Source organism: Nocardia sp. SSK8, from assembly GCF_037034205.1.
Lineage (GTDB): Bacteria > Actinomycetota > Actinomycetes > Mycobacteriales > Mycobacteriaceae > Nocardia.
Genome location: NZ_JBAGKD010000012.1, coordinates 76,179 through 101,121, shown reverse-complemented (window position 1 = coordinate 101,121; position 24,943 = coordinate 76,179). Strand labels below are relative to the sequence as shown.

Below are 24,943 nucleotides of genomic sequence, written 5' to 3'. Positions count from 1 at the left end.
GTTCGTGACCCTCGTCCCGAATGTCCTCGCCACCCGATACGCCAGCCCGGAGCTCGTCGCGCTCTGGTCGCCCGAGAACAAGATCGTGCTCGAGCGGCGGCTGTGGCTGGAGGTGTTGCGGGCGCAGAGCGCGCTGGGGATCGAGGTTCCGGCGGGGGTGCTCGAGGATTACGAGCGGGTCATCGATCACGTGGATCTGGCCTCGATCGCCGAGCGTGAGCGGGTGACCCGGCACGATGTGAAGGCGCGCATCGAGGAGTTCAACGCGCTGGCCGGGCACGAGCACGTGCACAAGGGTATGACCAGCCGCGACCTCACCGAGAACGTGGAGCAGCTGCAGGTACGGCTCTCGCTCGAGCACGTCTACAAGCACGGCATCGCCATCGCGGCGCGGCTGGCCGAGCGGGCCGCCGAGTACCAGGCGCTGGTGATGGCCGGGCGCTCGCACAATGTCGCCGCACAGGCCACCACGCTGGGCAAGCGTTTCGCCTCGGCCGCCGACGAGGTGCTCGTCGCGCTCACCCGGCTGCGCGAGTTGATCGACCGCTACCCGCTGCGCGGGATCAAGGGCCCGATGGGCACCGCCCAGGACATGCTCGACCTGCTCGACGGTGACGCGGGCAAGCTCGCCGCGCTCGAGCAGCAGGTGGCCACCCACCTCGGCTTCGCGTCGGTGTTCACCAGCGTCGGCCAGGTGTATCCGCGCTCGCTGGACTTCGATGTGCTCTCCGCACTGGTGCAGCTGGGCGCCGGGCCCTCCTCGTTCGCGCACACCATCCGGCTGATGGCCGGGCACGAGCTGGTCACCGAGGGTTTCCAGCCGGGCCAGGTGGGCTCCTCGGCAATGCCGCACAAGATGAACACCCGGTCCTGCGAGCGCGTCAACGGCCTGCAGGTGGTGCTGCGCGGGTACGCCTCGATGGCGGCCGAGCTCTCGGGCGCGCAGTGGAACGAGGGTGACGTGTTCTGCTCGGTGGTGCGCCGCGTCGCGCTGCCGGACGCCTTCTTCGCCATCGACGGCATGATGGAGACCTTCCTGACCGTGCTCGCCGAGTTCGGTGCCTACCCGGCGGTGGTCGCGCGCGAGCTCGACCGGTACCTGCCGTTCCTGGCGACCACCCGCATCCTGATGGCGGCGGTGCGCGCGGGCGTCGGGCGCGAGACCGCGCACGAAGTCATCAAGGAGCACGCCGTCGCGGTGGCGCTGGCCATGCGCGAGCAGGGCCGCGAGCCCGACCTGCTGGACCGCCTGGCCGCCGACGACCGGATGCCGCTGAACCGCGCGGAGCTGGACGCGGCGCTGGCCGACAAGTCGGCGTTCATCGGCGCGGCCGCGGACCAGGTGTCCGAGGTGGTGGCGCAGGTGCAGAAGCTGGTGGAGGCCAACCCCGAGGCCGCGCGCTACACGCCGTCGCCGATTCTCTGAGCCGACCGTGCGGACCAGCCCGCCGCTGCCGCCGCTGTGGCGCCGGTGGCGGGGGTTCGTGCGCCGGTTTCGATACCGTACGGGCGTGAATCCGTACACGATCTTTGCCGACATCATCGCGGGCCGGGCGCCGTCGTCCAATGTTTATGAGGACGACGATGTTTTGGCGTTCATGGATATTCGCCCGGTGACGCCCGGCCATGTGCTGGTGGTGCCCAAGGTCGTCGCACCGAGCCTGGCCGATCTCGATCCGGCGTTGGGCGGCAAGCTCTTCCAGGTCGGCCAGCGGATCGCCGCCGCCTTGCGGGACAGCGAGGTCGCCGCCGACGGCGTGAATTTCTTTCTCGCCGACGGTGTCACGGCCGGGCAGGAGATCTTCCATGTGCACCTGCACGTGATCCCGCGCCGCCCCGGGGACGGGTTCGGCCTACGCGCCCGGCCGAGTTCGCCCGCGCGCGCCGATCTCGACTATCTGGCGGGCTCGATCCGGGGCGCACTCACCCGCTGACCTGCATTTTCGGGCGAACCGGTCATTGCAAACCGGCAAGTTTGCTGAAGAAACGCCCGAAACGCCGAATGCTGTGACTTACCGCACTCATGGGTTACCTTGGACTGTCATTGGCATGCGGTAATGGAGGGTGGGACGTGCGTCGTACAGGTGTTGCTGCTTCAGTGCTGGCTTTCGCCATCGCGTTGATCGGACCGGCGGTGGTGCACCCCGCATCCGCCGGTGCGGCGCAGATCGTCGGGGTGAACGAACTGAGTCCCACCCGCACGGCCATCACGGTGACCTCACCGGCGATGGGACGCAATGTCGACCTGCAGGTGCTGCACCCGGCCGGTGGCGGTTCGCGCGGCACGTACTACTTGCTCGACGGGCTCGACCCGGGCATCGGCCAGAGCACCTGGACCAACGCCACCGACGCCGAGGCCTTCTTCCGCGGCAAGAACGTCAATGTGGTGCTGCCGATGGGCGGGCAGGCCAGCTATTACACCGACTGGATCAGCGACGACCCGCACTTCGGCCGGTACAAGTGGGAGACCTTCCTCACCCAGGAACTGCCCGGCCTGATCGACGGGCAGTTCAACGGCAACGGCGTCAACGGCATCGGCGGCCTGTCGATGGGCGGTAACGCGGCCTACGTGCTGGCCGCGCGGCACCCGGGTCTGTACCGGGCCGTCGCCGGGTACAGCGCGTGTCCCGACAGCGCGATGGCGGCCGCGGCGATCATGTTCTCGATCGCCAATCGTGGCGGCAACCCGGTGAACATGTGGGGCGCCCCGGGCAGCCCGGAGTGGGCCGCGCACGACCCGGCGCTGATGGTCGACGCGCTGCGCGGCAAGGCGTTGTACCTGTCCACCGGCACCGGCATCCCCGGCCCGCACGAGGCCGAGCTCAAGCCGCAGCTGGCCGAGAACATCTTCCTCGGCGGTCCGATCGAGCTGGGTGTGAACACCTGCATGGTCGCCTTCGACCAGCGGCTGCGCGCCGCGGGCATCGGCGCCAAGATCGACTACCACCCGGTCGGGACGCACTCCTGGTCGTACTGGCAGGACGCGCTGCACGCCTCCTGGCCGACCATCGGTCCCGCGCTCGGCGCCTGATTTTCCGCGACGGCCCGGCTCGTACGCACGAGCCGGGCCGTCGCGTGTCGGGGCGGGCCCGGGTGAGTTGGCGGGCCGCGGGGGAGTGCGGCCGCTACGGTGGAGCGCATGGCTGGCGAGAATGTTGTGGCGGTGTCGGCGCCGATCGCGAAGAAAGTACCCGCCGAACGGGTGCATCACGGCGATACCTTCGTCGACGAGTACGAGTGGCTCCGGGACAAGGAATCCCCCGAGGTCATCGCGTACCTGGAGGCCGAGAACGCCTACACCGCGGCACGCACCGACCAGTTGCAGCCGCTGCGGGACAAGATCTTCGACGAGATCAAGGCGCGCACTCAGGAGACCGACCTCTCGGTCCCGACCCGGCTGGGCGAGTACTGGTACTACTCGCGCAGCTTCGAGGGCAAGCAGTACGGCGTGCACTGCCGCTGTCCGATCGACGCCGACGCCGCGGGCATCGACGCGTGGACTCCGCCGCAGCTCGAGGTGGACACCGTGATCGAGGGCGAGGAGGTGCTGCTCGACAGCAATGTCCTGGCCGAGGGCCTGGACTTCTTCGCGCTCGGCGCGTTCTCGCTCAGCCATGACGGCAAGCTGCTGGCCTACTCCGTCGACAGCACCGGTGACGAGCGCTACACGCTGCGGATCAAGGACCTGAGCACCGGCGAACTGCTCCCCGACGAGGTCGCCGGGGCGGCGCCGGGGGCGACCTGGTCGCTGGACGGCACGCACATCTTCTATCAGACCGTCGACGAGTCCTGGCGCCCCGACACCGTGTGGCGCCACCGCGTCGGCACCGGTTCCGACGCCGACGTGACGGTCTTCCACGAGCCCGACGAGCGCTACTGGGTCAGCGTGGGCGCCACCCGCTCCGAGAAGTACCTGATGATCTGGCTCGGCTCCAAGATCACCACCGAGGGCTGGGTGCTCGAGTCCGACAATCCCGAGGGCCAGTTCCGGGTGCTGCTCGAGCGCCGCGAGGGCGTGGAGTACTCGGCCGAGCACGCGGTGATCGGCGGCGAGGACCGCTTCCTGATCCTGCACAACGACGTGGTCGACGGCGTGAAGGCGGAGAACTTCGTGCTCGCCGCGGCGCCCGCCACCGACCCCTCGGACATGACCATCCTGATCGGGCACCGCGAGGACGTGCGGCTCGAGGACATCGACGCCTTCGCGGATCACCTGGTGCTGGGCTACCGCCGTGACGCGCTGCCGCGCATCGCGGTCTGGCCGCTCACCGCCGACGGCTACGGCGAGCTCACCGAACTCGACTTCGGCCTCGAATTGTTCGCCGCGGGCGCGGGTTCGAGCCCGGAGTGGGAGCAGCCGACGCTGCGGGTGGGCGTCACCTCGTTCATCACCCCGATGCAGGTATTCGACTACGTGCCCGCCACCGGCGAGCTGCTGCTGCGCAAGGAGCAGCCGGTGCTGGGCGGGTACGACGCGAACGACTACGAGCAGCACCGGGATTGGGCGGTGGCCGACGACGGCACCCGCATCCCGATCTCGATCATCAAGCGGCGTGGGCTGCCCGAGGGGCCGAAGCCGATGCTGCTCTACGGGTACGGGTCCTACGAGGCCAGCATCGATCCGTCGTTCTCGGTGTCGCGGCTGTCGCTGCTCGATCGCGGCATGGTGTTCGCGGTGGCGCATGTGCGCGGCGGCGGCGAGATGGGCAGGCTCTGGTACGAGCACGGCAAGACCCTGCTCAAGATGAACACCTTCACCGATTTCGTCTCCTGCGCGCGTCATCTCATCGACACCGGCGCCACCGCCGCCGACCGGCTCATCGCCGATGGCGGCAGCGCGGGCGGGCTGCTGATGGGCGCGGTGGCCAACCTGGCACCGGAGCTGTTCACCGGCATCCTCGCCAATGTGCCCTTCGTCGATCCGCTCACCTCGATCCTGGACCCGTCGCTGCCGCTGACGGTGATCGAATGGGACGAGTGGGGAAACCCCTTGGCGGACAAGGACGTCTACGAGTACATGAAGTCGTACTCGCCGTACGAGAACGTCGAGGCCAAGGACTACCCGGCCATCCTGGCCATCACCAGTCTCAACGACACCCGCGTGCTCTACGTGGAACCGGCCAAGTGGGTCGCCAAGCTGCGCGCCACCAAAACCGGCGACAGCGAGCTGCTGCTCAAGACGGAGATGACCGCGGGTCACGGCGGCGTGAGCGGGCGTTACGAGAAGTGGAAGGAAGTCGGCTTCGAGTACGCCTGGGTGCTGGACAAGGTCGGCCTGGCCGACGCCTGATCTCGGCACCGGCCCCGCTCGCGTGCGGGGCCGGTGGCCGTTCAGGACCGGGCGACCGCGTCGGCCGAGTCGCGCATGGTCTCGACGACGAGCTGCTGGATCTGCACTACGACGCCGTCGGGATCGGTGACGCGCAGGCTCCGGCCGAAGTCCTCGTCGTGCAGGGTGATCGCGTACCCCGCGGCCCCGAGCCGGGCGGCGACCTCCTCGAGCGGTTCGTCGGTGGCCAGGTTCAGTTCGGTGGTGCCGGGCGGCTTGCCCTTCGACACCGCCGCGTCGTGGACGCCGAGCGCGCCCGCACCGGCCTCGAGATGCGCCCACACCGGCACGCTGAGTTCCGGGCGGAAGGTCAGGCCGAGGCCCGCGTAGAACGCGCGGGTGGCCTCGACATCGGCGACGTAGCGGATGGGAAGAACGGTCAGCATTTCGTGCTCCTTCGGATCGGGACCGTCCTCAGCATCGGCGCACCGGTACGGGAACGGACGCTAAAGTCGGACCAGGTTTTCCGAATCCGACACCTGGTGGGCCCAACGTGATGGAATCCGTCGACCTCGACGATCTCGATCGCCGGTTGGTCCATGCCCTGCAGCTCGACGGCCGCGCCCCCTTCCGGCGGATCGCCGACGTGCTCGGGGTCTCCGAGCGCACGATCGCCCGGCGCTATCAGCGGTTGCGTTCCCGGCTGGTGCTGCGGGTCGTCGGCCGGGTGGACAGCGCCCGCGCCGGGCTGGTCGACACGGTGGTCCTGATTCGCTGCGTGCCGGGGACCGACGAGCAGCTGGCCGCCGCCCTGTCCCGCCGCCCCGACACCTCCTGGGTCGCGCTGATGACCGGCGGGCCCGAACTCACCTGCATCTTCGCCACCCCGGCTGGCACCGACCTGACCGCGGCCCTGTCCCGGCTCCCTGACATCCGCGCGCTCTCGGTCGACACCGTCCTGCGCTATGTCGCGGGGACCGAGGGCTGGCCGGGCCGCACGAACGCACTGACCGCTTCGGAACAGGCGGCCCTCGCCACACCGGCCGGTGACCCGGAACCGGAAGTGCCGCAGGGCGAATGGACCGAGCGCGACGCGGTGCTCGCTGACGAACTCGCCCACGACGGGCGCGCCGACCTGCACCGGCTGGCCGCCCGGACCGGCTGGTCGGAGCCGACGGTCCGGCGCAGGCTCGCGGCATGGCGGGCCGCGGGTCTGCTCGCCTTCGAGGTCGAGATCGATCCCGCGCTGTTCGGCTACACCGAGGAAGCGCTGGTATGGCTGGCGGTGGCTCCGGCGGGGCTGGGCGAGGTGCTCGATGCCCTCCGGGCCCACCCCGGCGTCGCGTTCGCGGCCACCGTCACGGGTTCCTGGTCGGTATTCGTGATCCTCGAATTGCCCAGCGCCACGGATCTGCACGAATTCGTCACCGTCGACCTCGCCGCCCATCCCGCCATCACCCGTGTCGAAACCGCTCTGATCCGTCGGCGCACCAAACGCGCGGGCCCGCTTCTCGTTTCCGGTCGGGCGCGCGCCGACGGGGCTGAACGTCGCGGCCGTCGGCGGTAGTAGTGGTGCGGACGGGCGCGCGCCGAGGCCGCTGGATGCCGTGCCCGTCGACAGTAGAAGTGCGGTCTGCCGTGCTCACGGACCGGTCGGCGCGACGAGCTTGCCGAGCAGGTGGTGAGGTGTGCGGTGCTGTTCGTCGCGGTGTCATCGGGGGAGCACGTGGGTGTCATCTCGGGCTGACATCGTCAGGTCATGAACGCTGAGCTGATCGTTTCGGTGTCGGGGATCCGGGATACCACCCGGGACGCGGCGATCGAGTTCGCGGCGGAGATGGATCGTCGGGCGGTGCGGTTGTCGCTGCTGGTGGCGCCCCGATTGAAGGGCAAGTACCGGCTGGTCGACGATCCGGCGACGCAATCGTGGCTGCGGGGCAGGCGGCACGAGGGCGACGCGATCGTGCTGCACGGTTACGACCAGGCGGCCACCAAATCGCGGCGCGCGGAGTTCGCGAGTCTGCCCCGGCACGAGGCCGGGTTGCGGCTCACGGCGGCCGACCGGGTGATGGAGCGGGTGCAGCTGCGCACCCGCCTGTTCGCGGCGCCCCGCTGGGACGCCTCCTCGGGCGCGCTGGACGCGCTGCCGGATGTCGGCTTCCGCCTCGCCCTTGGCCTGTTCAGCATCCACGACCTGGAACGCGACACGGCCCAGCGCGCCCGGGTCTACGGGATCGGCGAGGGCTTCCGGGCCGAACCGTGGTGGTGTCGCGCGCTGGTGATGGGCGCGGCCCGCACCGCCCGCCGCGGCGGCGTCCTGCGACTTGCCATCTCGGCCGCGCAATTACAGCGCCCGGGCCCCCGCCAGGCCATGCTCGACGCGGTCGACCTGGCCCTGTATCACGGTGCGCGCAGCGAGGTCTACCGCTGGGAACCCTTCCCGGCGATCAGGGCTGCCTGAGGCCGCCACCGCCGCGCGCGCGGGCGATCGAGCGCGGCGGTGGCCTGCTCAGGGGACCTCGGGGGCCGCGTCGTGGGTGAAGCCGCCCGCCTGTTCGCGGGTGAGGGGGGTGCGCCACGGGTTGTCGGTGAGCTGGTGGAGGCCGCGGGCGATGTCGGCGAGGAGGAGTTCGGCCATGTCGACGGTGAAGCCGTGGCGGAAGACGGCGCGCATGATGGTCTCGTCCTGGCGGTCAGCGGGGAGTGGGTAGGCGGCGATGAGCCAGCCGCGGGCGCGCAGGCGGTCGGACAGGTCGTAGAGGTTGTAGGCCGCGCCGTCGGTGAGCCGCCAGGCCACCGCGGTGATGCCCTTGTCGGGGTGGGCGGCGTGGATGAGCTCGAACGGGCCGAGCTCGGCCAGGCCGCGCGCGAAATGCTGGGCGACGAGGTAGATCGCCGCCTGCACGCGGGTGTAGCCGGGCCTGCCCAGCCGGATGAAGTCGTAGTACTGGGTGATCACCTGCCCGCCAGGGCGGGAGAAATTCAGGTTGAAGGTGGGCATATCGCCGCCCAGATAGTCGACGTCGAAGACCAGTTCGCGCGGCAGATCGGCGGCCTCGCGCCAGATCGCCCAGCCGACGCCGAGTGGGGCCAGGCCGGTCTTGTGGCCGGAGGCGTTGATCGACTTCACCCGGGGTAAACGGAAGTCCCACACCAGGTCCGGCGCGGTGAATGGGCCGAGGAAACCGCCGCTGGCCGCGTCGACGTGGATCGGGATGTCGGGGCCGCCGCCCGCGTGCAGGCGGTCCAGGGCCGCGCTGAGGGCGGCCACGTCCTCGAACAGGCCGGTGAAGGTCTGGCCGAAGGTCGGCACCACGGCGATGGTGTTGGCGTCGCAGTACTTCGGCAGATCGTCGGGGTGCAGGGTGTAGTTGCCCGCGCGCAGCGGCACCTGGCGCAGTTCCACGTCGAAGTAGCGCGCGAACTTCTCCCAGCACACCTGCACCGGCCCGCTGACCAGGTTCGGCGTGCCCGTCCCGCCCGCCGCCCGCCAGCGGAACTTGGCCGCCAGCCCGCCCAGGATCGCGGCCTCGCTGGACCCGGTGGTGGAGGTGCCCAGCGTGGACGCCGGATCAGGGGCGTTCCACAGATCGGCGAGCATGCGCACGCAGCGTTTCTCCAGCTCGGCGGTCTGCGGGTATTCGTCCTTGTCGACGATGTTCTTGTCCACCGATTCGGCCATCAGCCGGTGTGCCTGATCGTCGATCCAGGTGGTGCAGAACGTCGCCAGGTTCATCCGCGCGACGCCGTCGAGGATCAATTCGTCGTGCACGATCTCGTAGGCGACATCGGGGGTGAGCTCGTGGGCGGGGAAATCGCCCTGTGGAGCGGGACGGGTGAAGCCGGGGAGACTGAAAAGGTCATCGCGGTCCGGGTTCTCGGCCACTGTCTGCCTCCAGGGAGAGGGTGCACTGCCGGGTGTTTGCTCTGTCGTGATCTAGCGACGATTCCATGGCATAAGCGCTCGTTTCGAGCTTACCGGCGGGATGCTCAGCGGTTACTATGCATGGGCGAGTTTCCCTTGGTTGTGCGGTACACAGCAGGAGGCAGCGCTGATGACGGGCACCGCGACGAAAGCCGCGACGACGACGAAGTATCTGTCCTGGGTCACCTTGGCGCTGATGACCACGAGTTCGGTGGCCAGCCTCCGCTCGGCGCCCACCATGGCGGTCTACGGACTCGCCTGTGTGTTCCTCTATGTCATTCCCGCGATCCTGTTCCTGATGCCGACCTCGCTGGTCGCCGCGGAATTGGCGTCGGGCTGGGAGGGCGGCATCTACAAATGGGTCGGGGACGGGCTGAACAAGCCGCTCGGCTTTCTCGCCGTCTGGTGCCAGTTCGCCATGACGATCTTCTACTACCCGAGCCTGCTCGCCTATGTGGCAAGCACTTTCGCCTACATCATTCATCCCTCGCTGGCGTCCAACGGGTTGTATGTGGCGATCGTGATCATCACCGTCTACTGGGCCGGGGTGTATGTGTCCTCGCAGGGCACCAAGACGGTGGCCGGTTTGTCGAGTATGGGCCTGGTGATCGGCACGCTCATTCCCGGCACGGTGCTGGTGGTGCTCGGCCTGGTATTCCTGGCACAGGGCAATCCGTCGGCGGCGCCGATGGATTCGGATCATCTGCTGCCCGCCTGGACCGGCTTGGCGAGCCTGGTGCTGATCGTGAACAACTTCCTGTCCTACGCGGGCATGGAGATGAACGCGGTGCACGTGTCCTCATTGCGCAATCCCGCCAAGGAATTCCCCAAGGCCATGTTCCTGGCGATGGGCCTGGTGCTGGTGATCTTCATCCTGCCCGCGCTGGCGATCAGCTGGGTGGTGCCCTCGGCCAGCCTGAGCCTCACCGCCGGGGTGATGCAGGCCTTCGACGGATTCTTCAGCCACTTCGGGATCGGCTTCCTCACCCCGATCGTGGGCATCGCGCTGGTGGCGGCGGCGCTGGGCGGCATGCTCACCTGGCTGGCCGGACCGTCCAAGGGGCTGCTGCTGATCGGGCGCAGCGAGGGGTATCTGCCCCCGATCCTGACCACCCTGAACAAACACGGCGTGCAGCAGAACATGCTGGTCGCCCAGGGCGTGTTCACCACGATCATCGCGCTGCTCTACGCCTTCATCCCGAATGTCTCCAGCGCGTACTGGATTCTGTCGGTGATCACCACGCAGGTGTATCTGATCATGTATGTGCTGATGTTCGCCGCGGCCGCCAAGCTGCGCCGCGACAATCCGGATCACCCGCGCGGGTACCGGGCGCCGATGCTGTTCGCGCTGTGCGGGCTCGGCGCGGTGTCCTCGGTCGCCGCGTTCGCCATCGGCTTCGTGCCACCCTCGCAGTTCGGCGCGGGCAGTCCGTGGATCTATGTGCTGATCGTCGGCGGCGGCATGGGCATCGTCGGCCTGCTCATCCCGTACCTGTTCTACCGAAACCGCAGTGAGAGCTGGAAACGTGAGGTTCCGGAGGGAGAGAAGGCATGACGACCGGAGACGCTCCCGACCACAAGCGCCGCTGGATCTACGTCACCGCCGGGGTGCTGCTCGTGGTGTTCGCGCTGATCGGCCTGTTCACCTTCAGCGAGATCCGCGAGAGCACCCAGGCCACCGCGAAAGCCGAACAGCTGCACGACGAGCTGCTCGCCGCCGGGCTGCCCGCCCCCGAGACCCGGGTGATCGCCGACGCGCTCGGCGAGGACGGCGGGTCGGTCTGCCAGGACCCGAGCTCCCCGCTGATCAGGGCGAAATACCAGGCCTCGATCACCAATGGTGCCGCCGGACCGGGGCAGCGTCCGGTGATCGGCGCCAACGACTCCACCCGGGCGGTGGCCATCACCATCGGCGTCTACTGCCCGGATCGCCTGCCGGACTACCTTTCTCATCTGGACACTCTGAAGCTGGACGACACCACCAAGTGAGGCGTGATCGATGACCACCGAAGCAGAGTTGCGCAGCAAGGTCTCCGGGCTGATGGGCCGGGCGAAACAGGATCTGGCCCAGCTGGTTTCGTTCAAGTCGGTGGCCGACCCGCGCCAGTTCCCGCCGGAGGGGTGCGAGCAGACCGCGCAGTGGGTGGCCGACGCCTTCGCCGCGGCCGGGCTCACCGAGGTCGGCCTGCACGAGACACCTGACGGCAGCAAGGCGGTCATCGGGCACAAGCCCGGCCCGGCGGGCACCCCGACGGTGCTGCTGTACTGCCATTACGACGTGCAACCGCCGCTCGGTGACGACGCCTGGCACACCCCGGTCTGGACACTCACCGAGAAGAACGGCCGCTGGTACGGGCGCGGCGCGGCCGACTGCAAGGGCAATATCGTCACCCACCTGACGGCCCTGCGCGCCATCGGACCGGACTTCCCGATCGGCATCAAGGTCGTCGCCGAGGGCTCCGAGGAACAGGGGACCGGCGGGCTGGAGAAGTTCGTCGTCGCCCATCCCGAGCTGCTGGCCGCCGACGCCATCCTGGTCGCCGACTGCGGCAACTTCGCCGTCGGCGTGCCCACGTTCACCCAGACCCTGCGCGGCATGGTGAACGTGGTACTCACCGTGAAAACCCTGGCGGGACCGATGCATTCGGGCATGTTCGGCGGTCCCGCGCCCGACGCGCTGGCCGCGATGATCCAGCTGCTGTCCACCCTGCGCGACGAACACGGCAACACCACCATCGACGGGCTCACCAACGACCAGAAGTGGACCGGCGCGCAATACCCCGATGCCGACTTCCGTTCCGACGCGGGCATTCTCGACGGCGTCGACGTGGTGGGCGGCGGCACCGTCTCGGACATGCTCTGGTCGCGCCCGGCGCTGACCGTGCTCGGCATGGACGTGCCAGCCGTCGTCGGTTCCTCGGCGGCGATCCAGCCGAGCACCCGGGCCCGGCTCAATCTGCGCATCCCCCCGGGCACCGAACCGAAGCGGGCCTACGAGCTGCTCACCGAACACCTGCGCGCGCACGTGCCGTGGAACGCCCAGCTCGACATCGAACTGGAATCGATGGGTGAGCCCTTCGTCGCCGCCGAACACGGGCCCGCCCGCGCGGCCATGGGTCAGGCGATGGAGACCGCCTACGGGCGGCCCATCACCACCGAGGGGCAGGGCGGCTCGATCCCGCTGTGCAATGTCTTCGCCGACACCTACCCGAAGGCCGAGATCATGCTGCTCGGCGTGGAAGAGCCCAAGTGCCTGATCCACGCGCCCAACGAGAGCGTCGACCCGAGCGAGATCGAGCACATGGCGCTGGCCGAGGCACTGTTCCTCAGCACCTATCGCTGAGCGTTCAGAACTGGGCCTGATCCTCCGGGGCCATCGCGCGGAACTCGGTGCCCGCCGGGGCCATCTCGCTGAGCCTGCCGAAGTAGATGCCGTGCGCGGATGGGTCGATGATGCCGTGGTGGATCGGGATGGCGGTGCGCGGATTCACCGCGCGCAGGTAGTCGACGGTGTCCCAGATCCGCATCCACGGGGCGACCGCCGGAATGGCCAGCACGCCGACCGGCACCGGCGGGACCCACAGGGAGTCGCCGGGATGTACGAGCTGGGCCGGGTCGGCGGCGGTGCCGAGCTGGAAGACGGTGTTATCGATCACGGGGATATCGGGGTGGATCACCGCGTGACGTCCACCACCGCCGGTGATCTGTAATTCGCCGAATTCGAGCACCTGCCCGGCCGAGACCGGCTCCCAGCCCTCGCTGCGCTGCTGGGCGGTCTGCGGGTCGGACAGCAGGCGGGCGGTGGGGTTGGCCTCGATCAGGGCGGTGATGCGGGTGGGATCGATATGGTCGGGATGCTGGTGGGTCACCGCGATCGCGTCCAGTCCGGTGATGCCCTCGAAGCCGTGCGCGAAGGTGCCGGGATCGAACAGCACTTTCACACCGTGCAGTTCCACGAGGATGCAGGAATGACCGAAGTGGGCGATGCGCATATGCCGATGCTAAGCGCCGGTGACCCCGGAACGCGGGCACGACGGCCGGGTCAACTACGATTTCTGGAGTAAACCCCCACACCACATGAGGAGCAACGCGTGGCACGAGTCGTGGTCGAGGTCATGCCGAAGGCCGAGATCCTGGACCCCCAGGGGCAGGCCGTGGTCGGCGCGCTCCCGCGTCTGGGATTCGCCGGAATCTCGGATGTGCGGCAGGGCAAGCGATTCGAGCTCGAGGTGGACGAGTCCGTCTCCGACGCCGAGCTCGAGCAGATCGCCGAGGCGCTGCTGGCCAACACGGTGATCGAGGACTGGAAGGTCGTTCGGGTCTCGTGAGCGCACGCATCGGCGTTATTACGTTTCCGGGCACGCTCGACGACGTCGACGCGGCCCGCGCGGTGCGCCTGGCCGGTGGCGAGGCGGTGAGCCTGTGGCACGCCGACGCCGACATCAAGGGTGTCGACGCGGTGATCGTGCCCGGCGGCTTCTCCTACGGCGACTACCTGCGCTGCGGCGCCATCGCCCGGTTCGCGCCGGTGATGGGTGAGGTTGTGCGCGCGGCCGGTCAGGGCCTGCCGGTGCTGGGCATCTGCAACGGCTTCCAGGTGCTGTGCGAGGCCGGGCTGCTGCCGGGCGCGCTGACCCGCAATGAGGGCCTGCACTTCATCTGCCGTGACGAGTGGCTGCAGGTCGAGGCGAACAACACCGCCTGGACCTCGCGCTACGAGCAGGGCGCGCAGATCCTCATCCCGCTGAAGTCGGGCGAGGGTCGCTACCAGGCCTCCGAGGCCGTGCTCGACGAGCTCGAGGGCGAGGGTCGCGTGGTGTTCCGCTACGCGGGCGACAACCCGAACGGCTCGCAGCGCGGGATCGCCGGTATCTCCTCGGCCAACGGCCGGGTCGTCGGCCTGATGCCGCACCCCGAGCACGCCACCGAGGCCCTCACCGGCCCGAGCGACGACGGCCTGGGGATGTTCTACTCCGTGCTGGACACCCTGATCAACGCTTGAGTTTTTGGAGCGCTGGCGCGCTCGAGGTCGCGGCCCCTGGGGGGCCGCGACGGCCGCTTCGCGGCCTGCCCCTCCTTGAGGTCGGGGCGTGGTGGTTGCTAGGGCAGTTTGTCGATGATGTCGAAGTCGACTCCGTCGGCCCTGGCGAGGTATGCGGGGCCGACGGCCTGATTGCCCGTGAAGCCGTGCCGGGTGGTCGGGCCGTCCAGGGTGATGCCGTCGGCCAGCCGGGCCGAGAGCGTCTCCACATCGAGGGTGCCGACCGTGTCGGCGAGGGCGCCGAGCAGGTGTACCGCCTCGTAGGCGGAATTGCTGAAGGTGGTCAGGGCGGGGGCGAAGGAGCCCTGGTGCCTGCGGTAGCGGGCGCGCCGGTCGCGGCCGTCGGCGGTGTGGTCGTCGAGGAAGAAGCCCGAGGCCACGTAGAGATTGTCATTGGCTTTCGGGCCCGCGCTGAGCAGCACGTTCTCGTCCACGGCGGGGCTCAGGCGGGGCAGCACGGTGGGCAGGCCGGTGGCGGTGAACTGCCGGTTGAAGCGCGCGGTGTCGGCGCCGACCATGAGCACCAGGACCGCGTCGGCGAACAGCAGCGCCGGTTCGTCGAGGAAGGCGTGGAAATCGGTGGTGCCCAGCGGCACGTAGCGTTCGAGCACGATGTCGGCGGGGGCGGGCAGCGCGCGGCGCAGCGCGTGCGCGGTCTGGCGGGGCCAGATGTAGTCGTTGCCGATCACCGCCCAGCGCCGCACACCCAGTTCCCTGGCCATCCAGGCGGCGGCGGGCACGGTCTGGTGATCGGGATGCTCGCCGACCAGCAGCACGCCGGGACGTTCGTCGGGCAGGCCCTCGTGATCGGTCGCGTAGAGGTAGGGCACCCGTCCGGCGGCCGCCCGCGCGACCGCACGGCGCACGGCGGAGGTGTGCCAGCCGGTGATCGCGCCGACCATACCGGTGGCGAGGAAGGCCTCGATCTCGGTGGCGACCTCGTGCGGCGGGCGCCCGCCATCGATCGTGGTCAGCCGGATCTCCCGGCCGAGAATCCCTGTGCCGCTGTTGATCTCGTCGACCGCGAGGGAGATCGCGGCGGTGCACGATGGGGCGATGATGCCACCCGGACCCTGAGTCGGGACGATCGAGAGTATCTCGATCGTCTCCTCCCGGCGCTCGTGGAACGTGGGCATTCGGTACTCTATCGACTGATGCGAACGGCGTCGTTCGACGGATATTTCGGCAGGTGGGAAAGCATTCGGTGTCCATCATAAGTGGGTATTCCACATTGCATGCTGCGCTGCGCTGCGCCGAGCGGAACTGGGTGCGGCGGCTGGATTCCGCGCTCACCGCCGACAATCTCTCGGCCGATCACTGGGCGATTCTGTCGCAGTTGTCCACCGATGAGGGCATCACCATGTCGGAGCTGGCCACCCAGGCGCGGCTGGCCCCGTCCTCGGCCACCCGCCATGCCGACCATCTCGCCGAACGCGGGCTGATCTTCCGCGTCGCCGCCACCGACGACCGCAGGCGCATCCTGATCGGGCTCAGCAGCCTCGGCGCCAAGCTGGTCGCCAAGATCCGCGCCGAGGAACAACTGGCCGAGGAGGAACTGCGCGCGCGGCTCGGGGTGCGCCGCTACGGCGATCTGGTCACCGCGCTCGGGGTCATCGCCGAACGTTAGCCCCTAGGATCGGGCGCATGCCTGTATCTCTGACAGCGGCCACTGCCAGCGGACTGTGTGCCTTCATCGATGCTTCGCCGTCGCCGTTCCATGTGTGCGCGACGGTGGCCGCCGAACTAGAGGCGAACGGGTTCACGGCGCTGCCGGAGACGCGGCCGTGGGAGTCGGCGGGCGGCAAACACTATGTGGTGCGCGGGGGTTCGCTGATCGCGTGGGCCGATTTCGACGCCGCGCCCACCGATCCGTTCCGGGTGGTCGGGGCGCATACCGACAGCCCGAATCTGCGGGTCAAGCAGCATCCGGATCTGTCGTCGGCGGGGTGGCAGCTGGTCGGGCTCGAGCCCTACGGCGGGGCCTGGCTGAACTCGTGGCTGGATCGTGAACTCGGCATCTCGGGGCGGCTGAGCGTGCGCGAGGGCGACCGGATGCGCGATCTGCTGGTCCGTATCGACGAGCCGATCCTGCGGGTGCCGCAGCTGGCCATCCACCTGTCCGAGGACCGGCGCGGAGTGACGCTGGACCCGCAGCGGCACGTGAACGCCATCTGGGGCATCGGCGACGCCGACCTGGCGTTCCTGGACTTCGTCGCCGAGCGGGCCGGGGTGGCCGGTACCGATGTGCTCGGCTGGGAACTGATGACCCACGACCTGGCGCCCAGCACGCTGGTCGGCCGCGCGCACGACCTGGTCAGCGCGCCCCGGCTGGACAACCAGGGCACCTGCTACGCCGGTCTGCAAGCGTTCCTGGCCGCCGTCGACGAGCCGGGCGCGGCCTCGCCGGTGCTGGTGATGTTCGACCACGAGGAGGTCGGCAGCCAGTCCGATCGCGGCGCCCAGTCCGACCTGCTGCCCGCGGTGCTGGAGCGGATCGTGCTCGAGCGCGGCGGCGGTCGTGCGGATTACCTTGCCGCCCTGGCCGGTTCGATCGTCGCCTCCGGGGACATGGCCCACGCCACCCACCCGAACTACCCCGAGCGGCACGAGCCCGCGCACCGGATCGAGATCGGCGGCGGGCCGGTGCTCAAGGTCAACCAGAACCTGCGCTACGCCACCGACGCGGCGGGCGCGGGCGCGTTCGCGCTGGCCTGCGCGCAGGCGGGAGTGCCGTTGCAGCGGTATGTGCATCGCGCGGATCTGCCGTGCGGGTCGACCATCGGCCCGATGACCGCCGCGCGCACCGGCATGTCGACCGTCGACATCGGCGCCCCGCAGCTGGCCATGCACTCCTGCCGGGAACTCATGGCGGCCGCCGACGTGCCCGCCTACGCCGCCGCGCTGGCCGCCTTCCTGACCCCGGTCGAGCTGGACTGACCGCCGCGGTCCTAGGCCGCCGCGAGCTCCGGGGCGGGCTTGGCCGGGCGGTACGTGCACACCGCGTAGACGATCACCGCGAACGTGGCCCACACATAGCTGCTGCCGATGATCTGCTGCCACCAGCTCCAGGCCAGTTCCTTGTCCTCGGAGTGTGGCAGCACCCACTGCGGCCCGACGATGAACATCAGCGTGAACAGCGCCACCACCGCGGTGAAGCCACGCGAGCGGCGCCGGGTGGCCTGATCCACCGCGACGACCAGGGCGGGCGCGGCCCACACCCAGTGGTGCGACCACGACACCGGCGACACCAGCAGGATCGCGGCCGCGTTCACCAGCAGCGCGGACACGTGCGAGCCCGCGTCGATGAGCCGCACCATCCAGATGGCGGCCAGGCCGACGGTGATCAGCGACAGCGCGATCCACAGCCCGGTCGCCATCGTCTCGTCGAGGCCGAGCCGGAACAGGGTGCCCTTGATGGACTGGTTGCCCGCGAAATACGGGGTGCCGATGCGGCCGGTGTCGGTGACGGTGTGGAACCAGTACTGCACCGAATCGTTCGGGAACAGCAGGAAGCCGATGCCCACCGCGCCCGCCGCCGAGACCACCAGCGTGGCCGCGGCCTTCCAGTCCCGGCGCAGCAGGAAGTAGAGCAGGTATCCGGCGGGGATGAGCTTGATCGACACGGCGATGCCGATCAGCATGCCGCGCGGCCAGAACGGCTTGCGCACCAGCACGTCGATGGCCACCACGGCCATCAGCACCAGGTTGATCTGGCCGAAGTTGAAGGTCTGGCGCACCGGTTCGAGGTACTGGGCCAGGCCGAGCCCGGCGATCACCACGGTCAGCACCGAGATCCGGTCGAGCTCGGGACGCACCCGCACCAGCACCAGCCACAGCACGATCCCCAGGCTGGTCAGCGAGCTGGCCAGCACCACGATCTCGGCCACCACCAGCGGCATCAGCGCCAGCGGCACGAAGAACATCGCGGCCAGCGGTGGATAGGTGAAGGGCAGGCCGAGGCCGTAGACCGGCGGCATCGGGCCGTAGAGATCGCCGCCGTCGAGCCACACGCGGGCGCCGTTGCGGTAGACCTGCAAATCGATGTAGCCGTGCCACCAGTGCACCAGCAGCGCGACCGCCGCGGAGAACACGAACAGGCCGATGGCCGCGGCCAGCCAGCGCCGCTGCCGGTCCGGATCGATCGGCTCGGGCGGGCGGTCCTGACCGGAAGAAGTGGCGCTCGATTCCACCCCGCGCGCGGGAACAGGCGGCTCGACCTGCTCGGCAACCCCCGGACTCTCGTTCACGGCGTCAGACTAACGGGTCAACGCCTGGTCGAAGCGCGGGTGTGATCAGCTGGGCAGGGACGGGGCGTCGGCGGGCGCGCGTCCAGGGCCGATTAGACTCTGCAGGTAAGTTCCCCCCGGCCGAAAGGACCCTGGTCTCCCGTGACACTGCAGGTCGACACCGTCGCCACCGCCGCAGCCACCCCGGATGCTCCGCAGCCGTACAAGGAACTCGGTCTCAAAGACGACGAGTACGCCCGCATCAAGGAGATTCTGGGCCGTCGGCCCACCGACGCCGAACTGGCGATGTACTCGGTGATGTGGAGTGAGCACTGCTCGTACAAGTCGTCGAAGGTTCATCTGCGCTACTTCGGCCAGACGACCACCGACGAGATGAAGGCCTCCATGCTGGCCGGTATCGGCGAGAACGCCGGTGTGGTCGACATCGGTGACGGCTGGGCCGTCACCTTCAAGGTCGAATCCCACAACCACCCGTCCTACGTCGAGCCGTACCAGGGCGCGGCCACCGGCGTCGGCGGCATCGTGCGCGACATCATGGCGATGGGCGCGCGCCCGATCGCGGTAATGGACCAGCTGCGCTTCGGCGCGGCCGACGCGGCCGACACCCGGCGCGTGGTCGACGGTGTGGTCCGCGGCATCGGCGGCTACGGCAACTCCCTCGGCCTGCCGAATGTCGGCGGCGAGACCGTCTTCGACGCCTCCTACCAGGGCAACCCGCTGGTCAACGCGCTGTGCGCGGGCGCCATGCGCGTGGAGGACCTGCACCTGGCCTTCGCCTCCGGCGCGGGCAACAAGATCATCCTGTTCGGCGCGCGCACCGGCCTTGACGGCATCGGCGGCGTGTCCGTGCTCGCCTCGGACACCTTCTCCGGCGAGGAGACCGGCACCGGCCGCAAGAAGCTGCCCGCCGTGCAGGTCGGTGACCCGTTCACCGAGAAGGTGCTCATCGAGTGCTGTCTGGACCTCTACAAGGCCGGACTGGTCGTCGGCATCCAGGACCTCGGCGGCGCCGGGCTGTCCTGCGCCACCTCCGAGCTGGCCGCCGCCGGTGACGGCGGCATGCACATCGACCTGACCAAGGTCCCGCTGCGCGCCAAGCACATGACCCCCGCCGAGATCCTGTCGAGCGAGTCGCAGGAGCGCATGTGCGCGGTGGTCACCCCCGAGAACGTGGACGCCTTCATGGCCGTCTGCAAGCGCCACGACGTGCTGGCCACCGTCATCGGTGAGGTCACCGACGGCGACCACCTCGTCATCTCCTGGCACGGCGAGACCGTGGTGGACGTGCCGCCGCGCACCGTCGCCCACGAGGGCCCGGTCTACGAGCGCCCGGTGCGGCGTCCGGACACCCAGGACGACCTGATCGCCGACACCACCGCGAACCTCACCCGGCCCAAGACGGCCGACGAGCTGCGCGAGACCTTGCTCACCATGATCGCCAGCCCGCAGCTGTGCAGCCGCAAGTGGATCACCGAGCAGTACGACCGCTACGTGCGCGGCAACACCGTGCTGGCCGAGCACGCCGACGCGGGCGTGGTGCGCATCGACGAGGAGTCCGGCCGCGGCATCGCCCTGGCCACCGACGCCTCGGGCCGCTACACCAAGCTCGACCCGTACACCGGCGCGCAGCTGGCGCTGGCCGAGGCCTTCCGCAATGTCGCCACCACCGGCGCCACCCCCAAGGCCGTCACCAACTGCCTCAACTTCGGTTCGCCGGAGGACCCGGGCGTGATGTGGCAGTTCCAGCAGGCCGTGCGCGGTCTCGCGGACGGCTGTGCGGCCCTCGGCATTCCGGTGACCGGCGGCAACGTCAGCTTCTACAACCAGACCGGCAAGGACGCCATCCTGCCCACCCCGGTGGTCGGCGTGCTCGGCGTGATCGACGACGTGCACCGCCGCATCCCCACCGGCCTCGGCCTGGAGCCCGGCGAGTCACTGATCCTGCTCGGCGAGACCCACGACGAGCTGGACGGCTCGATCTGGTCGCAGGTCGTGCACGATCACCTCGGTGGCGTGCCGCCCAAGGTCGACTTCGCCCGCGAGCAGCTGATCTCGGAGGTGCTCACCTCCGGTTCGCGCGACGGCATGATCTCGGCCGCGCACGACCTGTCCGAGGGTGGCCTGGCGCAGACCGTCGTCGAGGCCGCGCTGGCGGGCGAGACCGGTTGCCGCATCGTGCTTCCCGAGGGTTCGGACCCGTTCGTGCAGCTGTTCTCCGAGTCGGCCGGGCGCGTGCTCGTCGCGGTACCGCGCTCGGAGGAGACCCGCTTCACCAAGATGTGCGACGCGCGGCAGCTGCCGTGGGCGCGCATCGGCGTGGTGGACCAGGGCTCGGATTCGGTCGAGGTGCAGGGCCAGTTCTCGGTGACACTCGCCGAATTGCGCGAGGCGTTCGAGGGCACGCTGCCTAAGCTGTTCGGAGCGCATACCGCCTGAGCGACGCAGGGATGAGGAGTCGGGCTTGACCATCGAGGACACGAGCTCGACTCCCACCCCGCCCGACAACCTCTTGCTCCGGGGGATCCACCTGGTGGAGAGGTTCTTTCATCCGAACTACACCGGCCTGCTGGTGGCCGCCATGTTCTTCGGCTGGTCCATGACGCCGTCGCTGCTGCCGCGCGACTGGTTCTTCCAGGGCCTGATCAGCGGCATCAACGCCACCATCGGCTACGGCCTCGGCTGCGCGCTGGCCTGGGCCTGGCGCCGCTGGGTCCTGCCCAAGATCGCCTGGCCCGCGCGGGCGCGGGCGGTCTGGGCGCGGCGGCCGGGCTGGACCGGGCTGGCCGTGCAGATCGCCATCGTGCTGGTCTGCCTGGTGTTCGCGATCCTGATGACCGCGAAATCCGCGGGCTGGCAACGCGAGATCACCGATCTCATGGAGATGGCGCCGGTCTCGGACTCGGTCGCCGGATATCTGCGCACCACTCTGCTCGGCGCGGTGGTGGTCGGGCTGCTGATCTGGATCTCGCGCGGGGTCGTGCGGCTGGTGCGGTGGATCACCCGCGGGCTCAACCAATGGGTGCGCATTCCGTCCTCGATCGCGCGGCCGCTCGGCGTGGTGATCGTGCTGGTGGCCGCGGTGCTGCTGTTCAACGGCGTGCTCGCGAAAACCTTCTTCACCGTGGCCAATTCGGCCTTCGGTGCCCGCAACAGTCACACCTCCGCGCACGCGATCCAGCCGACGCTGCCCGAACGCTCGGGCAGCCCGGCCTCGCTGGCGGCCTGGGACACCCTCGGGTCGGAGGGCCGCTGGTTCGTGGCCAACGCGCCGACGCCGCTGGCCATCGAGCAGGTCACCGGAAAGCCCGCGCGCGAACCGATCCGGGTGTACACCGGGCTGGAGTCGGCCGACGGTTTCGAGGCCCAGACCGACCTGGCGGTGGCCGAACTCGACCGGACCAAGGCCTTCGAGCGCGAGGTGCTCGTGGTGATCAGCACCACCGGCACCGGCTGGGTCGACACCACCAGCGCCGAGGCGATCGAGCTGATGTTCCACGGCGACACCGCGCTGGTGGCCACCCAGTACTCGTATCTGCCCAGCGCGCTGTCGTTCCTGTCCGACCGGGACAAGTCCATGTCGATGGGCAGGCTGCTGTTCGACAAGGTCTACGAGCGCTGGTCGGCGCTGCCCGAGGACAACCGGCCGCGGCTGCTCGTCTACGGGGAGAGCCTCGGCTCGCAGGGCTCCGAGGGCGCGTTCTCCGGGCTGGCCGATATCCGCAACCGCACCGACGGCGTGCTCTGGGTGGGACCGCCCAACTCCAACCGGCTCTGGTCGGAATTCGTCAGCCGCCGCGATCCCGGCACCGAGGAGATCACGCCGACCTTCGCCGACGGACTGTCGGTGCGCTTCGCGGCCAGCGCCGATCAGCTGGCGAAACCCTCGCCGAACTGGACCGATCCGCGCATCGTCTACCTCCAGCACGCCTCCGACCCGGTGGTGTGGTGGTCGCCGGACCTGCTGTTCAGCCGTCCCGACTGGCTCAGTGAACGGCGCGGGCCCGATGTGTCGCCGTCGATGTCGTGGTATCCGATCGTCACCTTCTGGCAGGTCGCGGCGGATCTGCCACGCGCGCAGACGGTTTCGGACGGGCACGGCCACAATTACGGCAATCTCGTTCCCGACGCCTGGGCTGCGGTGGCCCAACCTCCGGACTACACACCGGAAGTGGCGGAACGGATCAAGGCGTATCTGATCGAATCGATGGCCACCGAGCGTCAGCTCAAGTGAGAACGGGTCGGCCCCGAACCCCTCGATCGGGGCCGACCCGGTTCCCTCACGACACCGATTTGAACGGATTGTGTTCGGCGATCAGCTGTTCCAGCCGCGCCTCGTCGATCCGGCCGATCAGTGACTGGGTCTCCTGCTGGTCGCGCACGACCTTGGCGAGGGTGAAACAGCTCGTCACCAGGAACAGGCCCGACATCGCCAGGAAGGCGCGCTGCCAGCCGTCCAGCGGCAGATAGGCGATCCCGGCACCGGTCCCGAACAGGCTGACGGCGAAAGCGATCGCGGCCTGGGCCATGTAGGCCGAGGTGTTCTTCGGCTTGGCATTGGGTGTGCTCATGGGAACAAGTCTGTGGATCCGGGCCGTCTCGCGGGCGCGTGAAACTACTCGAGTGCGATGGGTAGTTGCCGCCGATAGTGACCGACCCGCCACTCACAACAGCCTGCTGGGCCGAACCGGGCCAGCCATACTGTTGGAGTGTCTGCGGCAGGCTCGACCCTCGTGACGTTGCGTGCGCGCGGCGCCGCGCTGTTGCGCCGTGCCGAGGACATCATCGACCTCAACTACCCCGGCCTGGTGCTGGCCACCCTGTTCTTCGCGCTGTCGGTGACGCCCTCGCTGGTGCCGCGCGACTGGCTGTTCCAGGGTCTGATCAGCGGAATCAACGCCGCGATCGGATACGGGCTGGGCTGCGTGCTGGAGTGGATCTTCCGGCGCTGGGTGCGGGCGCGGCTCCCCATCCCGAGCCCCTCGGACCGGCTGCGCTACGGCATCAAGGCCACCGTGCTGGTGGGATGCGCGCTGGTCGCGGCGCTCATGCTGGTGCAGTCGGCGCGCTGGCAGCGCGAGATCACCTCACTGATGGGGATGGCCGGGACCACCACCCCCGCCTACCTGCGCACCGGGCTGCTCAGTGTGGCGGTCGGGGTGGCGGTGGTGGCCGCCTATCGCACGCTGCGCATCCTGGTGCTGGTGCTGGCCCGCCAGCTCAACCGCTGGGTGAAGGTGCCGCGCGAGCTCGCGCCCGCCGCCGGAGCGCTGGTGCTGGTGGTGTTCGCGGCCACGCCGTTCAACGGCGTGGCCTCGCGGGCGTTCTTCGCCGTCGCCAACTCCGCGTTCAGCGTGCGCAACGACCGCGAGACGCCCTATGCGGTGCAGCCGGTGAAACCCGAACGCTCCGGCAGCCCGGCCTCGCTGGCGGCCTGGCAGACCCTCGGCTTCGAGGGCCGCTGGTTCGTGGCCAACGGGCCAAGCGCCGACGATATCGCCGAGGTGACGGGAAAGCCCGCGCGCGAACCGATTCGCGCGTACGTCGGACTCGAATCGACCCACGGCGACCAGACCGCCGCGCAGCTCGCCGTCGAGGAACTCGACCGGACCAAGGCCTTCGAGCGGGAGGCCATGGTGGTGGTGACCACCACCGGGACCGGGTGGGTCAATGGGATGGCGGCGGGCGCGATCGAATACCTCTACGGCGGCGACACGGCCATCGTGGCCACCCAGTACTCGTATCTGCCCAGCGTGCTGTCGTTCCTGTCCGACCGGGACAAGGCCGCCGCGGCGAGCCAGGAGCTGTTCGACGCGGTGTACGAACGATGGCTGGCCCAGCCGGAGGGACAGCGGCCGAAGCTGTTCGTCTACGGCGAGAGCCTGGGCTCGCAGGGCTCCGAGGAGGCGTTCGAGGGGCTGGGCGATCTGCGCGAGAAGGTCGACGGGGCGCTGTGGGTGGGGCCGCCGAACTCCAATCGGCTCTGGAAACAGTTCGTCGACCGGCGCGACCCGGGATCACCGCAGGTGGAGCCGGTCTACGCGGACGGGCTGGTGGTCCGCTTCGCCGACGACGCCACCGACCTCGGCCCACCCGAAACCTGGCGCGCACCCCGCATCGCCTACCTCCAGCACCCCTCCGACCCCATCGTGTGGTGGTCGGCGGACCTGATCTTCACCCAGCCGGACTGGTTGAGCGAGCCGCGCGGCACCGATGTGTCCACCCAGATGCGGTGGGCGCCGTTCGTGACGTTCTGGCAGGTCACGGCCGATCTCACCAATGCGCAAGGCGTGGTCGACGGGCACGGGCACCGGTACGGGACGCTGGTGCTGGACGGGTGGCTGGCGGTGGCGGCGCCGCCTGGGGTGACGGCGGTGGAGGTCGACCGGATCCGGGCGGCGCTGGAGGCGGCGGAGGTCTATGAGCGGGAGGTGAAGTGAGGGCGGGGGCGTGTGGGCTGTCAT

22 protein-coding genes are annotated in these 24,943 nt (G+C 69.3%); 16 read left to right on the top strand and 6 right to left on the bottom strand.

Annotated elements, in window-relative coordinates; genetic code table 11:
* Window positions 1-4: 4 nt before the first annotated feature.
* The 4 genes from purB to WA675_RS21405 all read left to right on the top strand — a co-directional run bounded on the left by purB (window position 5) and on the right by WA675_RS21405 (window position 5,290).
* Window positions 5-1,426, top strand: coding sequence for an adenylosuccinate lyase (purB, locus tag WA675_RS21420; protein ID WP_336086530.1), 1,422 nt, complete (start codon window positions 5-7; stop codon window positions 1,424-1,426).
* A gap of 85 nt (window positions 1,427-1,511) precedes the next feature.
* Window positions 1,512-1,934, top strand: a complete 423-nt coding sequence (locus WA675_RS21415; protein ID WP_336086528.1) for an HIT family protein — start codon at window positions 1,512-1,514, stop codon at window positions 1,932-1,934.
* Between the two features lie 164 nt (window positions 1,935-2,098).
* Entirely contained in the window at window positions 2,099-3,031 is a 933-nt protein-coding gene (locus WA675_RS21410; protein ID WP_336086526.1) for an alpha/beta hydrolase, read from the top strand.
* 108 nt (window positions 3,032-3,139) lie between these two features.
* Window positions 3,140-5,290 (top strand): S9 family peptidase, encoded by a 2,151-nt coding sequence (locus WA675_RS21405; protein ID WP_336086523.1) that lies wholly within the window; start codon window positions 3,140-3,142, stop codon window positions 5,288-5,290.
* Window positions 5,291-5,331: 41 nt separating this feature from the next.
* On the opposite strand, the gene WA675_RS21400 is transcribed toward WA675_RS21405, so the two are convergent.
* A complete protein-coding gene (locus WA675_RS21400) occupies window positions 5,332-5,715 on the bottom strand; it encodes a VOC family protein (RefSeq protein ID WP_336086521.1) in 384 nt (127 codons plus the stop codon).
* 110 nt (window positions 5,716-5,825) lie between these two features.
* Between WA675_RS21400 and WA675_RS21395 the strand changes: the two genes are divergently transcribed.
* Together WA675_RS21395 and WA675_RS21390 are read left to right on the top strand one after the other, a co-directional pair.
* Window positions 5,826-6,836 carry an Lrp/AsnC family transcriptional regulator gene (locus tag WA675_RS21395; RefSeq protein WP_336086519.1) on the top strand — a complete coding sequence of 337 codons (1,011 nt, stop codon included), beginning with the start codon at window positions 5,826-5,828 and terminating at the stop codon, window positions 6,834-6,836.
* Window positions 6,837-7,028: 192 nt separating this feature from the next.
* Window positions 7,029-7,730, top strand: a complete 702-nt coding sequence (locus WA675_RS21390; protein WP_336086517.1) for a DUF2334 domain-containing protein — start codon at window positions 7,029-7,031, stop codon at window positions 7,728-7,730.
* A 48-nt stretch (window positions 7,731-7,778) separates the two neighbouring features.
* Here WA675_RS21390 and WA675_RS21385 read toward each other — a convergent pair whose 3' ends face one another.
* Window positions 7,779-9,155 carry a glutamate decarboxylase gene (locus tag WA675_RS21385; RefSeq protein WP_336086515.1) on the bottom strand — a complete coding sequence of 459 codons (1,377 nt, stop codon included), beginning with the start codon at window positions 9,153-9,155 and terminating at the stop codon, window positions 7,779-7,781.
* A gap of 169 nt (window positions 9,156-9,324) precedes the next feature.
* Here WA675_RS21385 and WA675_RS21380 point away from each other — a divergent pair, with 169 nt between their 5' ends.
* The 3 genes from WA675_RS21380 to WA675_RS21370 are packed head-to-tail and all read left to right on the top strand — an operon-like array spanning window position 9,325 to window position 12,537.
* Window positions 9,325-10,749 (top strand): APC family permease, encoded by a 1,425-nt coding sequence (locus WA675_RS21380; protein ID WP_336086513.1) that lies wholly within the window; start codon window positions 9,325-9,327, stop codon window positions 10,747-10,749.
* Window positions 10,746-11,183: a hypothetical protein gene (locus WA675_RS21375; protein WP_336086511.1), complete on the top strand. Its 438-nt coding sequence runs from the start codon at window positions 10,746-10,748 to the stop codon at window positions 11,181-11,183. The genes WA675_RS21380 and WA675_RS21375 overlap by 4 nt, the downstream gene beginning before the upstream one ends.
* A 10-nt stretch (window positions 11,184-11,193) precedes the next feature.
* Window positions 11,194-12,537 (top strand): dipeptidase, encoded by a 1,344-nt coding sequence (locus WA675_RS21370; RefSeq protein ID WP_336086509.1) that lies wholly within the window; start codon window positions 11,194-11,196, stop codon window positions 12,535-12,537.
* Window positions 12,538-12,541: 4 nt separating this feature from the next.
* Here WA675_RS21370 and WA675_RS21365 read toward each other — a convergent pair whose 3' ends face one another.
* Complete coding sequence (locus tag WA675_RS21365) at window positions 12,542-13,186, bottom strand: MBL fold metallo-hydrolase (protein ID WP_336086507.1); 645 nt, start codon at window positions 13,184-13,186, stop codon at window positions 12,542-12,544.
* A gap of 99 nt (window positions 13,187-13,285) precedes the next feature.
* On the opposite strand from WA675_RS21365, the gene purS reads away from it, so the two are divergent.
* On the top strand, window positions 13,286-13,522 hold the full coding sequence (purS, locus tag WA675_RS21360) for a phosphoribosylformylglycinamidine synthase subunit PurS (protein WP_022565847.1): 237 nt from the start codon (window positions 13,286-13,288) through the stop codon (window positions 13,520-13,522).
* Window positions 13,519-14,196: a phosphoribosylformylglycinamidine synthase subunit PurQ gene (gene purQ, locus WA675_RS21355; RefSeq protein WP_336086503.1), complete on the top strand. Its 678-nt coding sequence runs from the start codon at window positions 13,519-13,521 to the stop codon at window positions 14,194-14,196. Before purS ends, purQ begins: the two co-directional genes overlap by 4 nt.
* Window positions 14,197-14,294: 98 nt before the next feature.
* Here the strand turns inward: purQ and WA675_RS21350 are convergent, their stop codons facing one another.
* On the bottom strand, window positions 14,295-15,371 hold the full coding sequence (locus WA675_RS21350) for a substrate-binding domain-containing protein (protein ID WP_336086501.1): 1,077 nt from the start codon (window positions 15,369-15,371) through the stop codon (window positions 14,295-14,297).
* 95 nt (window positions 15,372-15,466) lie between these two features.
* Here WA675_RS21350 and WA675_RS21345 point away from each other — a divergent pair, with 95 nt between their 5' ends.
* Together WA675_RS21345 and WA675_RS21340 are read left to right on the top strand one after the other, a co-directional pair.
* Complete coding sequence (locus WA675_RS21345; protein WP_336086499.1) at window positions 15,467-15,862, top strand: MarR family winged helix-turn-helix transcriptional regulator; 396 nt, start codon at window positions 15,467-15,469, stop codon at window positions 15,860-15,862.
* A 17-nt stretch (window positions 15,863-15,879) separates the two neighbouring features.
* Window positions 15,880-17,172, top strand: coding sequence for a M18 family aminopeptidase (locus tag WA675_RS21340; protein WP_336086497.1), 1,293 nt, complete (start codon window positions 15,880-15,882; stop codon window positions 17,170-17,172).
* Window positions 17,173-17,183: 11 nt separating this feature from the next.
* Here the strand turns inward: WA675_RS21340 and WA675_RS21335 are convergent, their stop codons facing one another.
* Window positions 17,184-18,482 (bottom strand): glycosyltransferase 87 family protein, encoded by a 1,299-nt coding sequence (locus tag WA675_RS21335; protein WP_336086495.1) that lies wholly within the window; start codon window positions 18,480-18,482, stop codon window positions 17,184-17,186.
* 141 nt (window positions 18,483-18,623) lie between these two features.
* On the opposite strand from WA675_RS21335, the gene purL reads away from it, so the two are divergent.
* Together purL and WA675_RS21325 are read left to right on the top strand one after the other, a co-directional pair.
* The gene (gene purL / locus WA675_RS21330) at window positions 18,624-20,918 is read left to right on the top strand and encodes a phosphoribosylformylglycinamidine synthase subunit PurL (RefSeq protein ID WP_336086493.1); all 2,295 of its coding nucleotides are present in this window, start codon (window positions 18,624-18,626) and stop codon (window positions 20,916-20,918) included.
* A gap of 94 nt (window positions 20,919-21,012) precedes the next feature.
* Window positions 21,013-22,713: an alpha/beta hydrolase gene (locus WA675_RS21325; protein WP_336086492.1), complete on the top strand. Its 1,701-nt coding sequence runs from the start codon at window positions 21,013-21,015 to the stop codon at window positions 22,711-22,713.
* A gap of 46 nt (window positions 22,714-22,759) precedes the next feature.
* Here WA675_RS21325 and WA675_RS21320 read toward each other — a convergent pair whose 3' ends face one another.
* Window positions 22,760-23,050, bottom strand: a complete 291-nt coding sequence (locus WA675_RS21320; protein WP_336086490.1) for a YiaA/YiaB family inner membrane protein — start codon at window positions 23,048-23,050, stop codon at window positions 22,760-22,762.
* 162 nt (window positions 23,051-23,212) lie between these two features.
* Between WA675_RS21320 and WA675_RS21315 the strand changes: the two genes are divergently transcribed.
* A complete protein-coding gene (locus WA675_RS21315) occupies window positions 23,213-24,919 on the top strand; it encodes an alpha/beta hydrolase (RefSeq protein ID WP_336086488.1) in 1,707 nt (568 codons plus the stop codon).
* Window positions 24,920-24,943 lie beyond the last annotated feature (24 nt).